The organism is Thiocapsa bogorovii, assembly GCF_021228795.1.
Lineage (GTDB): Bacteria > Pseudomonadota > Gammaproteobacteria > Chromatiales > Chromatiaceae > Thiocapsa > Thiocapsa bogorovii.
This window is the reverse complement of sequence record NZ_CP089309.1, coordinates 1,595,615-1,609,779: the sequence shown is the minus strand read 5'-3', so window position 1 is coordinate 1,609,779 and position 14,165 is coordinate 1,595,615. Positions and strand designations below refer to the sequence as shown.

Below are 14,165 nucleotides of genomic sequence, written 5' to 3'. Positions count from 1 at the left end.
TTGCCCCTAAACCTCGTCCGGCTTAGGATCGTCGACAAATCGATTCGCACACGGAGGCTGAAATCACTGGATGCCCACCATCAGCCAATTCTTCGGAATCGTGATCCAAATGTTCTGGCGTGAGCACGCACCGCCGCATTTCCATGCCCTTTACGCCGAGCACGAAGCGCTGATCGATATCCGCACGCTCGAAGTCATTGGTGGACGACTGCCGAAGCGGGCCCTCGCCCTGACAATCGAGTGGGCCGTCGAGCACCGCGAAGAACTGATGGAGGATTGGAGATGATGCCAATTGATGCAGCTTCCGAAACGGATCGCGCCATTGGAGTGATTCCAGCCGCTCCGTGGCGCGTGAAGGGGTTGTCGATCTTGCCGGACTATCGCCTGGCGGTGACCTTCCAAGACGGCACCAGCGGTGTCGCAGATCTCTCGGCGGTCACCTCGGCTCATGACCGCGGCATCTACGAACCGCTCAAGGATCCGAGCTACTTTAAGCAAGCGCGTCTTCAAATGGGTGTTGTCACCTGGCCGAACGGGACGGATCTCGACCCGGCTTGGATGTATGAGGAACTGGTACAGTTTAAAACGTGGTCTGTGATGCGCCAGGACAAACTGGCAAGAGGTAGTCGATGAAAGTTCGATACGAAATAGAAAGGGCGATTCGTTTCGGCCCCGAGTCATGGGGGATATGCCGTGAGGCGTAGCTCCAAGCGTTGACAGGGGAAACCGGCAGGCCAGCCATTGAGCCGCGAAATCACGAACTCCGGGATGCCGACGTCGTACAGACAGGCGGAAGGCGACACGGCTGCGGGCGCTAATCGCAAGTGCGCAGACGATCCCGCGCGGTCGGAGACCCTGAGCATGCCGGGAAGCCTTTTGCACAGGACCTGGGAGGTCTCATCCGTACCCGGCGCCGACCGGGTGGGGCGGGGAAGGCAAAGCCGTCATCCCGCCATCGACGCGGATGAGAAGTCGGATACGCTCGTAGTACCGAAGAAGCTGCCGAACAAGGGGGACAACCCCGCGGAGGTGGTGGAGGGAAGGGGCGTAGCCGAGGGGAACGCTGGAGAGGCGCCCACGCACCGGACACAGAGCCGGGATCGCGTGTCGATGGGTCTCGAAGGCGTACGCGAAGCGGCCCGCCGGGATCGGCGGGCACAGTTCACGGCACTGCTGCACCACATCACACCGACGCTACTGGAGGAGAGCTTCCATGCGCTTCGCCGGGACGCGGCGGCGGGGGTGGACGGCGTGACCTGGACCAGCTACGAGGGGGGCCTCGCCAGTCGGCTGGAGGACTTGCACCGGCGGATTCATACCGGTGCCTATCGCGCCACGCCGTCGCGGCGAGTCTACATCCCCAAGGCGGATGGTCGTTTGCGTCCGCTGGGGATTGCCGCCTTGGAAGATAAGATCGTGCAGCAGGCGGTGGTGACCGTCCTCAACGCGATTTATGAAACGGATTTCTTGGGGTTCTCCTATGGCTTTCGACCTGGCAGGAGCCAACACCAAGCGCTGGACGCGCTCTATGTCGCCATCGACACCAGGCCGGTCAACTGGGTCTTGGACGCAGACATCCGTTCGTTCTTCGACATGCTCGATCACGGGTGGATGATGCGATTCCTGGAACACCGGATCGCGGATCGACGGATCCTTCGACTGATCCGCAACTGGCTGAAAGCAGGCGTCATCGACGAACAAGGACGGCGGGTTCCCGGCGAACGGGGTACGCCGCAAGGTGCGGTGATTTCGCCGTTACTGGCGAATATCTACTTGCACTACGTTCACGACCTTTGGGCGCACCAATGGCGCCGGCGGCACGCGCGCGGCCAGGTCATCCTGGTCCGCTATGCCGATGATAGCGTGTATGGATTTCAGGCTGAGGTGGAGGCGCGCGGCTTCCTTGCGGACCTGCGCGAACGCCTTCAGCGCTTCGGTCTGGAACTGCATCCGGAGAAGACGCGGCTGATCGAGTTTGGCCGCTACGCTGCTTCCAACCGGAAACGCCAGGGATTGGGAAAGCCGGAGACGTTTGATTTTCTCGGCTTTACGCACATCTGCGGCAAGACCCGGAAAGGCCGATTCGCGATCGTCAGACGCACCGTCAAAAAGCGGATGCGGGCGACGCTGGCGGCGATCCGGGGGCGACTGAGGGAGCAGCGCCACGCGCCAATTCCGGAGCAAGGAAAATGGCTGGGCCGCGTCCTGCGGGGCTACTTCAACTACCACGCGGTGCCGGGCAATCTCAAACGCCTGGACGGCTTCCGAGCGGAAGTCACCCGCGCCTGGCGTCAGTCTCTCATGCGGCGTAGTCACAAGCACCGGATGCCCTGGTCGAGGTGTAACAGGCTGGCTCGAAAATATCTACCGTCGGTGAAACTGGCTCACCCCTACCCGACGGTTCGCTTCGCGTCATGACCCGAGGCAGGAGCCGTATGCGGTAATTCCGCACGTACGGATCTGTGCGGGGGGCGGGGGGTAACCTCCGTCCCTACCGCGACCCCCCTTTTAGTTCCCTGACAATCGAGTGGCCGTCGAGCACAGCGAAGAACAGATGGAGGATTGGACACTATGCCAATTGAAGCAGCTTCCGAAACGGATCGCGCCATTGGAGTGATTCCGGCCTCTCCTTGGCGCGTGAAGGGATTGTCGATATTGCCGGACTATCGCCGGGCGGTGACATTCCAAGATGGCACCAGCGGCGTCGCAGATCTCTCGGCGTTCACCTCGGCTCATGACCGCGGCATCTACGAACCGCTCAATGATCCGAGCTACTTCAAGCAAGCGCGTCTTGAAATGGGCGTTGTCACCTGGCCGAATGGCGCGGATCTCAACCCGGCTTGGATGTATGAGGAGCTGACGCGGTTGAAAACATGGCCTGCCTCCTTTTAATTATTTTAATTCCCCGTTTTATGCGGAACGTTCTTAACATTGCTCAGCGAGTGAATTGGCGCTTGTGATCGGGATAGATTTATTCTCAGGAGCGGGGGGCATGTCGCTGGGCGCAAGACTAGCAGGCATTACCCCTTGTATTGTTGCCGAGCACGACAGGCACGCGGGTGAAACCTATCTTCATAATCACGGACGCCCATCCGTATTCTTCAACGACGATATCCGCAAGTTTGAGAAACTCCCAATTACACGTAAATCCGAGATAGTCCTTTTTGGGGGGCCTCCTTGCCAGGGTTTTTCAACTTCGAATCAGAGGAATAGGTCGAAAAGTAATCTGAACAACTGGCTGTTCAAAGAATTCTTGAGGATCGTTTCACTTTATATGCCTGAATGGGTGGTTTTTGAGAACGTCAAGGGATTCGTCGAAACGGAAGGGGGTTTTTTTGTAAGGATGATCGGCGAGGAACTTACTGGCTTGGGCTACTCTTTCGCACAAGCGATCCTGAATGCTGTTGACTATGGTGTGCCTCAGAACCGGCAGCGTTTTTTTATTGTTGCTTCGCTAGGGGAGAGAGCATTCGAATTTCCTCAAGCCCACCGTGGGGGTGCCGTTTGTGTTCGCGACGCAATATTTGACTTACCGGAACTCAATAATGGTGCATCAACATGCTTCTTACCATATGTGGCGGAGCCGACAACGTCTTACGCGTATTCACTCCGTGGTAGCCAAATAGGGTGTACGAACCACCTCGTGTCAAGAAATAGTTCGCAGGTGCTTGAAAGATACGCGTATATTCCACAGGGAGCCAATTGGGAGAGCATTCCAGAAAAGATGATGGGAAATTACAAAGACGTCCGTCGTTGCCATACAGGAATCTATCGCAGGCTTGCAGAAGATCAGCCCTCCGTCGTTCTTGGAAACTTTCGAAAGAACATGCTTATTCATCCTAGGCAAAACCGAGGACTGTCAGTGCGAGAGGCAGCAAGACTGCAGTCCTTCCCGGACTGGTATCACTTCAAGGGGTCGATAGGATTCCAACAACAACAGGTGGGTAACGCAGTTCCACCACTGCTTGCGAAAGCAATATTTGATAAAATCGTCTCGGCATGACGCTTAGCTTTCATCCAATACACGCTGCCATGCACAGTACAGGGCGCTGACAATGGTTCGGATTCTTCATGTTTCAGATGTTCACTTCGGGATCTCAGACAACGCGGCTGAGCAGGAACGTATGCTCAAAGGCATATCGAAGTACTTCGATACCAACAGCATTAACTTGGATTTTCTGATCTTTTCCGGAGACCTCTCACAACGCGCTAACGAAACGGAACTGATGGAGGGATTTGACTGGCTTTCGCGTTTGGCAGCGGTTACTTGTAGCCAGATTTTGGTGGTCCCGGGAAATCATGATGTAGATCGCGCGTCGGCGGAGATTGACGATCTAAGGCTAGCGTCGCCTACGGAAGATTCGTTCAATCGACAGAAAGGGAAGATATATCGCTCTCACAATCATCTTCGGCCGTTCTTCGATTGCTTTGAGCAAATTCAGAATGATAACTTTCTAAATGGATGGCGAGAGAACCCGTTCATCGACTGCGTAAGTGTCGAGAAGCAAGGGTTGCCGATCCATTTTTTATGCTTGAATACAGCTGTTCTTTCCTGTGGCAACGATGATGAAAGAAGACTGTGCGTCGACATGAATAGCATCAATGGTTGTCTGAAAGACTTTGATGCGGAGACAAACTTAATAATTGCTGTAGGGCATCATCCGCTAGATTGGCTTGCGGACTGGAACGCGCAGAAGCTTTCATCGACGCTCAATCAAGAAACGGGTCCGCACGTCTACCTTCACGGACACCTGCATGAACGATCTGGGAAAAGCGCGTTCGCGGCGACTGGTGCTGGTATCGCATCATTTGCAGCAGGCGCAGCCTATCAGGGTGCGGAGTGGGAGCAATCGTTTTGGATTATTGACGTGGACCTGGCGAAGTCTAGGCTGGTGTGTCAGTTGGTTGAATACGCCAACGACTCTGGTACATGGGAGAAGAACGCCAAATTGAGTAAATCGATTCCTGTTCGTTTGCCGTCAGTGGCCGACCAAGGCGGTCGAATAGAAGAGGTCCCGATAGAGAGAGTTCACGTTGCTGTTCAGTATGAGAATCCTTTTGATTCAGTCGCGGCCAACGACATCAATCCACATATAATACCCAAGCTATTTGTAGATAAGAATAATTTCCTGAATAGGATAACAAATAAGTTTGACGCTATAGTAGAGGGTCAGCGAGGCACCGGAAAGACAATGTTATTGCGGTATCTCTCTATTGACGCACAGCATGCAGCGTTGGAATCAAGAAAAGCTGACGAACGTCTAAGGCAGCTCGAATATTTTGGGATCTATTGCAGGATATCAACGAAGGGCTTTGCGCGAACGGATGTTCAGGTTATAGGTGACCGCGATCGACGCGCCGCTCTTTTCGGGGAACGGTTGACCCTGTTTTTCGTTGCTAGAGCCGTCGATAGTCTGTCTGTCTTGATTGACGAGAACACGAGGATAGAGAATGGCTTGGGGCAATTCGGGGAAAATTAAGTCGCTTGTTGCGGCTTGAGGATGGGGAGGCTTGCAATACTTGGGGTAAACTCAGTTGCGTCGCTTTGGAGAAATGCGATGAGTGTATTGAGGAAATCGATAATCACATTGCTTCTCTTCTGCCAGGCGCAGATGCAACTTCGTATAATACGCGGCTGGCGGTCTCTACCTCGTTTTATTCTTTCTTGACAGCAATTCATAAGACTTTAAATTTAACTTGTCCTTTCTTTTTGCTGATCGATGACTTCGACTCGTTGAACTCCGAGCAGCAAGAGTATCTATTTCGTTGCGCTGCCGAAAGAAATCATGCGCTCATATGCTATAAATTTGGCATTATGACCTTTGGGCGGAGGACGAATTTGGCAGGGCGAGGTCGAACCTACAGAGAGGGAGATGACTATGATTTAATCGAGCTGATTTGGCTGGACAAGGGGCTTGAAGGAGCCCGTGGAGAAGGGAATTATAAGAAAACAGTGATCGAAATTGCGAACAAACGTCTCGAATCTTCCAATTGGCCAAGCGATCTATCGTTTTCGTCCCTTTTTGAGGATTGGCGGAGGGGTAGTGAGCTTCGCGATTTGGTGAAAGCTGAAATGCGGGAAGCTTTTGATCATATGCCAGCGGGCAGGCGACCGAATAGTTTCCAGAGCTTCTATGACAAGCAAAAGGTTTCGTATTATTTCCGGTATTTGAGAAAGAACAAGGTCGAGCATAGGTATGCTGGCCAGAACACTATTGTTGATATCTCATCGGGAATATTTCGGCAGTTTCTGGAGATTTGCAGTCATATCGTATCGAAGGCTCTCGACGCTGGGTGGACTCCCGCAAAAGGGAAAAAAATTGGGGTGGAAATTCAGAATGACGCGATCAAGGCGTATTCAAACGACATGATTAAGAGCATGGGTGAGACTGCCGGTGATACCAGTTCGCTGTCCCACAATGAACACGAGGTGAATGGAAGGCACATAATAAACTTGGCGGAGAGCCTTTCGGCGTTGTTCTATCATCGGTTGCATTCAGATGTAAAAGACGGTGAAGTCATTGCGGTCGCAATCAAGGGGACTATAGAAGAGGGCTCATTTGGGAAGACGATATTGGATATCGCCGTGAGAGAGTCTGTGCTGCATCGGCGGAAGCAGGACTACCCAGCAAAGACTCCGACCGGAGTGAAATTTCCAACTTACGTTTTGAATCGGAGGCTGGTGCCGCGTAAGGGGCTTGGAGTCAAGCTTCAAGGGCGATGTGAGATCCGCATTCAGGATGTTGAGTTGGCAGCCAGAGACCCGGAGAGTTTCCTACGAAATGTGGTCTTTGGTTCGAGAGACAAGGGAGACGAAGGGAGGCAGGGTCATCTCGGTTTGTGGGCGGAGATGGATGAATGAAATTGAGCGAATGTCATGACGGAATAATTGCCGAAGTTGGCAATGGCGCGGTTGCAGTGGTCTGCCATTCGAGCTATGAGGACCGCTGCCTTGGTATATTGGGCCAGACTGCACTCTTATCGGTTGCCACAAGGGCGGTCGTGGTTCATACGGAGAGTTTCAGTGGCTCGGAAAAGTATGCCTGTAATCATGAGACGCTGGTCCGACGACTCAGGGAAGCCGTTGGAGTAACTGTTGAAGAAGTGGCCGTTCCGCGGGGGTTTGGTGGCGAATTACTTAATTGCCTGGACAATAAGCTGGGGCTTGACTTGAGGGCGGGGGGGCGGGTAGTTGTCGATATTTCCACGTTTCCGCGAGAAAGGATGATAATTCTGGTTGATTACGTGGCGCGCCTGAATCCTTGCACTCGTATTGGGATTTTTTATCACGAGCCTGAGCGCTATGCTTCGGAAATCGAAAAGGAGTCGATTGGGTGGCTCAGTAAGGGGGTGAGGCGAATTTCCTCTATACCTGGATTTAACGGTCGGCAAGGAGTGCATAAGAGCAGCCTCTTAGCTGTTCAGTTGGGCCACGAGCCCGAGCGCGCTTTAATGACGATCAAGAAATTGGAGCCAGATCGAATCATTGTGATAGGGCAGAGCGAGCAACAGTACAAAAAAGATGTGGATCAAGTGTTTCTCAGGAGGAGCGAAGCAGTAATAAATGAGTTTGGTTATAAGATTGAGAAGATCTTTCTCGTGGGTTCGCGTGATTATGTCGGTTCTTACAATGTAATGTGTCGCATCGGCGAACTTTACGGCGCGGCTTTCAACATCGTGGTGAATCTGAACGGAACCAAGGTCCAAGTTCTAGGCGCCCTTAAGTATTGTCAAGAGAATAGAAGCGTTGAGGTGGTACATGCAGATCCCCAGAAGTATAACTATGACTGCTATTCCGTTGGGGTTGGAAAGTGCTGGTGGTTCGAAATCTAGCGGGAGGCGCGAGAAAGAAGGCTGGGGTCACAAAGAAGGCTGAGGGGCCTAGGGTAGGATGTTCAATTTGCCTGGTCTAGCCCATGTTCCGCTCATGCAGTTTTGTCCGACTCAAAAAAAGAGGAAGATTCTAACAAGATCAATATCTTGCAGAGCTCAAGGCGGCATTTCTCCGGCAAGGGACTGCGGGACCGGAAAGTGCGTGAAAACCGTCAGATTGAACTCCCTAGGCCTAGGGTCAGGTCTCATATTGAACATCCGGCGGGCTTGGTCTATGGTGTGCTTTAGGTTTTCGAGGAAAAGGGGCCAGGCTCAATTTCTGCTATGCTTGCGCCTATGCTGCGGAGCTGCTTCTTGCAGGTTCTCGCACCACCGGCGGCGGGGAAAAGGGGCCAGGCTTAATTTTTGCTGCGCTTGCGCCCCATGCGTCGCCGCACACGCATCCATATCGACGGCTTGCCGCTGCACATCGTGCAGCGCGGCCACAACGATGCGGCGTGCTTCTTCGACGACCAAGATCGGCTTGCCTACCTCGGCTGGCTGCATGAGGCGCCCGCGGGGGTTCGGGGTCGGGTCTTTACTCTTGCCAAGACCGAAGAGGCGGGGGGTCAGGTCTCACATTGAACATCCTGCGGGCTTGCTCTATGGTGTTCTGTAGTTTTTCGCGGCGACGAGGAGAACGATGGCGAGGCCCCTCCGGCTGGAATTTGCCGGCGCGCTCTATCACGTGACGGCACGCGGCAACGAGCGGCGCAGCATCTTTCTCGGCGACGCCGATGGCGACCGGGCGGCGTTTCTCGGCATCCTGGGACAGACCTGCGAGCGGTTCAACTGGATCTGTCATGCCTATTGCCTGATGACGAACCACTACCATCTGCTGTTGGAGACGCCGGATGCCAATCTCTCCAAGGGCATGCGCCAGCTCAACGGCGTCTATACGCAGTATGTCAACCGCGCCCACGGGCGCGTTGGGCACCTGTTTCAGGGGCGTTTCAAGGCCATCCTGGTGGAGCGTGAGCGTTACCTGCTGGAGCTGGCCCGCTATGTGGTGCTGAATCCCGTCCGCGCCGGAATGGCGGGAGCGCCGGGCGACTGGCCGTGGAGCAGTTACCGTGCGACGGTCGGAGAGGAGGGCTCCGTACCGGCATTCCTGGAGACGGACTGGGTGTTGCGGGCGTTCGCCGAGCGCAGGGCCGAAGCGGTGGCCGGCTACCGGCGGTTCGTCGCCGAAGGCATCGGCGCCGCCGCGCCCTGGTCAGGGCTGAAGGGCCAGATCTACTTGGGCTCCGAGCAATTTGTCGAGCGCATGCAGGCACTGATCGACCCGAAGCGTCCGCTGCGCGAGATCCCGAAGCGCCAGCGCCGCGCCTTGGCCAAGCCGTTGGCCGACTATGCTTCGAGCTTTCCCGACCGCGACTGCGCGATTGTCGAGGCGTTCCGCAGCGGTGCTTACAGCATGCAGGCCATCGCCGAGCATTTCGGCGTCAGCCGCATGACCGTCAGTCGGGCCGTGAGACGTCACGAGGGTGTCCTCTGAAACCTCGCCCCGCCACTCTGACCCGATCGGAGGTTGCGTTACGTAGGCGACCTGACCCCGCCATCCACCTGACCCCGCCACCCACCAATCCCGTGATCGTCTCGCGATACGGCGCCAGGGATGCGAGCATGAGCGGCGCCCCGTTCGCCAACCGCTTGCGTTACACCACGCGGTCCTCGTCGTCCAACAGGGCCACGACACTATTGTTGGAATGCAGATCGATTCCGCCGTAGAGTTTCATCGTCGACTCCTCCTGCCGGGTCTCCAGCTCAGGTGCTCTCTTCCACCCCCTTAACTGCAGGCCCGCCGGCGGGGGTCGGCTAGATGCTTATCACGTCTCTCTAATCCAGAGCGCCAGGTTTTGCCAATCCCTGGCGCTTTGAGGGCTGCTCAGCCCACACCAGCCGGAGCGTTCAGATGCAGCAAGTCAGCGTGCGTGAGGCCGAAACTCAGCTCTCCAGGTTGATCGAGCAGGCGAGCCACGGAGATGACATCTTGATCGTGGAGGGCGGCGTGCCGATTGCGCGTCTCAGTGCCATTCGGTCGTCCCGTGTGGGACGCCGGTTTGGAACCATGGCCGGACGAGCACGGGTCGATGAGGGGTTCTTCGAGCCGTTGCCCGAGGATGAGTTGAGCGCTTGGGAGGGATGACGCATGCGCTTGTTGCCCGATGCGCATGCCCTGCTGTGGTGGCTCGATGGAGATGCCAAACTGTCTCCGGCCGCGCGTACCGCGATCGGAAACGAGGCGCATCCTGTTTGGGTGAGCGCGGCGACGGCTTGGGAAATTGCCACCAAGGTTCGGATCGGCAAGCTGCCTGAAGCCGTCGAGGTGGCCGCGCGGCTTCCCGAGATCCTGTCCGATCAAGTCTTCATCCCACTCGCGATCAGCGTCGAGCATGCCCGCAAGGCTGGCCTTTTGCAGCACGCCCATCGCGATCCTTTCGACCGGATGCTGATTGCTCAGGCGCAGGTCGAGGGCATGACGCTAGTCAGCAATGAAACTCTGTTCGACAGCTTTAAGGTGCAGCGGCTCTGGTAAGCCGGGGTTAGGCTTAATTTCTGCTCGATCCCCGCGCGCTTTAGCCAATTAAGGTAGCAATCACCGGTCGCGCCGACCGGCGACACCTCATTCCGCTGACAGTTGACGCCGTGACGATTCAGAAACAATTGGTTCAGGCTCGGTGACACTTGAGCCTGAATCACCCGGTCGACAGTCCGAAGATGCACCGGTTGTTTCTGAACCGTTGATAACTTTCATGCCTCTCGGATCCTGGGGTACCCACGACGATGAAAGACGATGGTGCGGCTGCCGGCTTGGTCTGAGGCCCCGACGTATTTCACGTTAAACTCAAGAAGATCAACCACCCGATTCAGCTAACCAAGTCCGGAGCCCGACCATGCCGACACCAACCATCAATCCGGACTTCGCCCCGGTGCTGGAGCCCCTCGGGAGCGGTGCCGGCGATTTCTTCCTCGCTGCCGGTCTTTACCAAGCGCACAAAATCAGCTTCGGCGCCGCGTAAGCGTCCAGCGAAATACATCTATCCCGCGCACTGCGCGATCTGCAAGATGCCGCCATGTTCCACGCACCGAGGGGAAAAGCATGGCAGAGAAGCGGCGCAGTCGCGAGCAGTGGCGGGAGTTGGTCCGGGGCTGGCCGGGCAGTGGTCTGACGCAGGCACAGTACTGCGAACACCACGGCATTTCCACCGGGAGTCTGTCGCGGTGGCGGGCCGTCTTCGGCCGGGAGCACCAAGCGGGCGGCGGCCCGGCGCGATCCCGCGCCGAGGCGCCGTTATGCTTGCTGCCGGTGCAATTCAGTGAAGCCCTCGAGCCGGCGCGCCGTGATCGGGTGCTGACCGTCGTCTTCGGTGACGGCGTGCGCCTGGAGGTCCCGCCCGGATGCGATGGCGCCACACTCGCGCGGGTGGTGGATGTGCTCGCGCAGCGCACGACGGCATGATCGGCTTCGGCGCACGCACGCAGGTGTATCTGGCTGCAGGGGCCACGGACATGCGCAAACAAATCGACGGTCTTGCGGCCTTGGTGGTCGATGTGCTGCAGGCCGATCCGTTCTCGGATCATCTGTTCGTCTTCTGTAATCGCAGCCGCGACAAGCTCAAGATTCTCTATTGGCACAACAACGGCTTTTGGCTGTGGTATCGGCGTTTGGAGCGCGAGCGGTTTTGGTGGCCGGCGCCGCAGAGCGTCACACCGGTCATGCTCTCGATCCGCGAATTGGGCTGGTTGCTCGAAGGGCTCGATCCGCGCCGTGTCAAAGCCCATCGGCGGGCTGAATTCGACCTGCTTTAAACGCGATGACGCTCGAATGAAGGTCGGTATTCCGGTATTATTCAGTTCATGGACGGCCCGCTTCAAAGACTTCCGAATGACCCCGAGATGCTCCACGGGATCATTGGCCGGTTAAGCGATCAACTGGCGCAATCCGAACGCGAGCGAGCCGAACAGTCGCTGCAGTTGGAACAGCACTCCAATACCCTGCAACAGCAGACCCGGCGTATTGACCAGTTGCTCGAGTACATCGAGCTGTTGCGGCGCAAGCGCTTCGGCCGCAGTGCCGATCGCATCCCCGAGAGTCAGCTCGGGCTGTTTGACGAGACCGAGCTCGAGGCGCTGATCGCCGAACTGGAAGCCGAGCTGCCGGCCGACACCGCGCCGCCGGCGACACCCGCCGAAGACACCCTCGCGCCGCCCAAGGGCAAGCCGGTGCGCCGGCCGCTGCCGAGCCATCTGCCGCGGGTCGAGCGTATCCTGGATCTGCCCGAGGCGGAGAAAGCCGCCATGGGCGAGGATTGGGTCTTGATCGGCTACGACAGCTCCGAGCAACTGGCGGTCATCCCCCGCCAGACCTACGTCATCGAATACAAGCGCGCCAAATACGTTGCCCGTAACGAAGATGTGCCGGGCGCGGAGGTCGGGGTGAAGATCGCCCCGCGTCCGGCGCAGATCATCCCCAAATCCATCGCCCACAGCTCATTGCTGGCCTCCATCGTGACGGCCAAGTTCGTCGATGCCCTGCCGCTGTATCGTCAGGAGACGATCTTCGCGCGCGAGGGCATCGCGCTCGGGCGCCAAACCATGGCGGGCTTGCTCATCCAACTGCAGGTTCCGCTGCAACCCGTCGCCGCGGCGCTGAAAGACCTGCTGCGCCGGGGAGCGGTGGTGCATATCGACGAGACGCCGGTGCAGGTCCTGCGCGAGCCCGGACGCGAGAACACGCAAGACTCCTACATGTGGGTGTTTTGCGGCGGGCCGCCGGGCACACCGGTGCGCTGGTTCGAGTATGCCCCGAGCCGGGCCGCGGAAGTCCCTCGTCGGGTGCTGTTCGCGAGCGACGTCGATCCGCCGCCGCTGCCGTTGTATCTGCAATCCGACGGCTACGGCGCCTATGGTGTCCTCGCCGCTGCGCCCGGAGTCATCGGCCATGCCGGGTGCTGGGCGCACGTGCGACGCAAGTTCGTCGATGCCGCCAACGGGCGCAACGCCGGTGCCGCGCAGCAGATGGTGGCCCTGATCGGGGAGCTCTATGCGGTGGAGCGGCGCCTGCGCGACGCCGATCCCCAGACCCGGCTGCGCGGGCGTAGCGAGCACAGTCGAGCGATCCTCATGCGCATCCGCCGGTGGCTGGATCGCACCGCCACCCGCGTGCTTCCCAAAAGCCTGCTCGGCGAAGCCATCGCCTATGCCCTCGGCCAATGGCCGATCCTCATCACCTTTCTCGAGGACGGGCACCTGGAGATCGACAACAACATCGCCGAAAACGCCATCCGGCCCTTTGTGGTCGGGAGAAAGAACTGGCTCTTCGCCGGCAGTCCCAAGGGCGCCGAAACCAGCGCGCTGCTCTTCAGCCTGATCGAAACCGCCAAGGCCAATGGCCTGGAGCCTTGGGCCTACCTCAACCACCTCTTCGAGCACCTGCCCGGTGCCAAGTCCCCCGAGGCGGTCGCGGCGCTGCTGCCGCACAATCTGAAAATGGACGACCTCAAAAGGGAAGGGTCAATCCGGTAGTTCGCCGGACGCTTACGGCGCCGCCGCGGCCCTCGCCGGCCTTGGCTACGAGGAGTTCCACTACCGGCTTAAGGAGCACTTCGGTCACGGCTTTGTCATCGCCGACGAGACCGTGGACGACGACCTGCGGCTCGTCGAAGCGCTCGTGGACCGGCGTTCGTGAGACTCGTCACCAATGCCAGTCCTCTGATCTTCCTCGCGAAGATTGAGTTGCTTCCGATGCTGCAGAGCTGCTTCTTGCAGGTTCTCGCACCACCGGCGGTGGTGGCCGAGACCAGATTGGATCTGCCCGGCTTCATCGAATGCCGGGGATTATCCGAGATCGGGGATGCGTTCGTTCGAGGCGCGATCGGCACCCTGCATCGGGGGGAGGTCGAAGCCATCGTCCTGGCACGCGAGCAGGGCATCGATCTCGTTGCCATCGACGACAAAGCCGCCAGGAGCAGAGCCAGTCAGATGGGCCTGAGGCCAATCGGCACCCTTGGACTGATCGTTTTGGCCCACCGCCTGGGCCACCTCGACGCATCGACCGCCATGACCAAGGTCGATGAGCTTGTGGACATCCACGGACTCTATCTCTCGAGCCACGTTCGCCGGCAAATCCGCAGCCAGCTCGGCGGATCATTCCCGGAAACGGTCACGCGCTGAACGCGACGTTAAAGATCGGCGAGCCGAGCGAGTCCGGCGACCGCAACCCTGATCGACCCGAAGCGTCCGCTGCCCGAGATCCCGAAACGCCAGCGCCGTGCCTTGGCAAAGCCGTT

General features: G+C 57.7%; 17 protein-coding genes. All 17 read left to right on the top strand.

Annotation, left to right across the window (positions count from 1 at the left end):
• Positions 1-70: 70 nt before the first annotated feature.
• Positions 71-286 (top strand): DUF4160 domain-containing protein, encoded by a 216-nt coding sequence (locus LT988_RS07285; RefSeq protein ID WP_232409529.1) that lies wholly within the window; start codon positions 71-73, stop codon positions 284-286.
• Positions 283-633 carry a DUF2442 domain-containing protein gene (locus LT988_RS07280; protein WP_232409528.1) on the top strand — a complete coding sequence of 117 codons (351 nt, stop codon included), beginning with the start codon at positions 283-285 and terminating at the stop codon, positions 631-633. Before LT988_RS07285 ends, LT988_RS07280 begins: the two co-directional genes overlap by 4 nt.
• 228 nt (positions 634-861) lie before the next feature.
• The gene (gene ltrA, locus LT988_RS07275; RefSeq protein ID WP_408648051.1) at positions 862-2,418 is read left to right on the top strand and encodes a group II intron reverse transcriptase/maturase; all 1,557 of its coding nucleotides are present in this window, start codon (positions 862-864) and stop codon (positions 2,416-2,418) included.
• Between the two features lie 153 nt (positions 2,419-2,571).
• A complete protein-coding gene (locus tag LT988_RS07270; RefSeq protein WP_232409527.1) occupies positions 2,572-2,892 on the top strand; it encodes a DUF2442 domain-containing protein in 321 nt (106 codons plus the stop codon).
• A 64-nt stretch (positions 2,893-2,956) separates the two neighbouring features.
• On the top strand, positions 2,957-4,003 hold the full coding sequence (locus LT988_RS07265; protein WP_269752136.1) for a DNA cytosine methyltransferase: 1,047 nt from the start codon (positions 2,957-2,959) through the stop codon (positions 4,001-4,003).
• Positions 4,004-4,055: 52 nt separating this feature from the next.
• Entirely contained in the window at positions 4,056-5,480 is a 1,425-nt protein-coding gene (locus tag LT988_RS07260) for a metallophosphoesterase family protein (RefSeq protein WP_232409525.1), read from the top strand.
• A 5-nt stretch (positions 5,481-5,485) separates the two neighbouring features.
• Positions 5,486-6,862, top strand: a complete 1,377-nt coding sequence (locus LT988_RS07255; protein WP_232409524.1) for an ORC-CDC6 family AAA ATPase — start codon at positions 5,486-5,488, stop codon at positions 6,860-6,862.
• Complete coding sequence (locus LT988_RS07250) at positions 6,859-7,833, top strand: hypothetical protein (protein WP_232409523.1); 975 nt, start codon at positions 6,859-6,861, stop codon at positions 7,831-7,833. Before LT988_RS07255 ends, LT988_RS07250 begins: the two co-directional genes overlap by 4 nt.
• Before the next feature lie 423 nt (positions 7,834-8,256).
• The gene (locus LT988_RS07245) at positions 8,257-8,457 is read left to right on the top strand and encodes a hypothetical protein (protein WP_232409522.1); all 201 of its coding nucleotides are present in this window, start codon (positions 8,257-8,259) and stop codon (positions 8,455-8,457) included.
• A gap of 58 nt (positions 8,458-8,515) precedes the next feature.
• A complete protein-coding gene (locus tag LT988_RS07240; protein ID WP_232409521.1) occupies positions 8,516-9,370 on the top strand; it encodes a transposase in 855 nt (284 codons plus the stop codon).
• Between the two features lie 417 nt (positions 9,371-9,787).
• Positions 9,788-10,021 carry a type II toxin-antitoxin system Phd/YefM family antitoxin gene (locus LT988_RS07235; RefSeq protein WP_232409520.1) on the top strand — a complete coding sequence of 78 codons (234 nt, stop codon included), beginning with the start codon at positions 9,788-9,790 and terminating at the stop codon, positions 10,019-10,021.
• 3 nt (positions 10,022-10,024) lie between these two features.
• Positions 10,025-10,411 carry a type II toxin-antitoxin system VapC family toxin gene (locus LT988_RS07230; RefSeq protein WP_232409519.1) on the top strand — a complete coding sequence of 129 codons (387 nt, stop codon included), beginning with the start codon at positions 10,025-10,027 and terminating at the stop codon, positions 10,409-10,411.
• 358 nt (positions 10,412-10,769) lie between these two features.
• A complete protein-coding gene (locus tag LT988_RS25225) occupies positions 10,770-10,895 on the top strand; it encodes a hypothetical protein (RefSeq protein WP_269752109.1) in 126 nt (41 codons plus the stop codon).
• An 80-nt stretch (positions 10,896-10,975) separates the two neighbouring features.
• Positions 10,976-11,335, top strand: coding sequence for an IS66 family insertion sequence element accessory protein TnpA (tnpA, locus tag LT988_RS07225; RefSeq protein WP_232406789.1), 360 nt, complete (start codon positions 10,976-10,978; stop codon positions 11,333-11,335).
• Positions 11,332-11,685 carry an IS66 family insertion sequence element accessory protein TnpB gene (gene tnpB, locus LT988_RS07220; protein ID WP_232406790.1) on the top strand — a complete coding sequence of 118 codons (354 nt, stop codon included), beginning with the start codon at positions 11,332-11,334 and terminating at the stop codon, positions 11,683-11,685. Before tnpA ends, tnpB begins: the two co-directional genes overlap by 4 nt.
• 48 nt (positions 11,686-11,733) lie before the next feature.
• Entirely contained in the window at positions 11,734-13,401 is a 1,668-nt protein-coding gene (gene tnpC / locus LT988_RS07215; RefSeq protein ID WP_232406791.1) for an IS66 family transposase, read from the top strand.
• A 159-nt stretch (positions 13,402-13,560) separates the two neighbouring features.
• On the top strand, positions 13,561-14,049 hold the full coding sequence (locus LT988_RS07210; protein ID WP_232409518.1) for a DUF3368 domain-containing protein: 489 nt from the start codon (positions 13,561-13,563) through the stop codon (positions 14,047-14,049).
• The last annotated feature ends 116 nt before the right edge of the window (positions 14,050-14,165 follow it).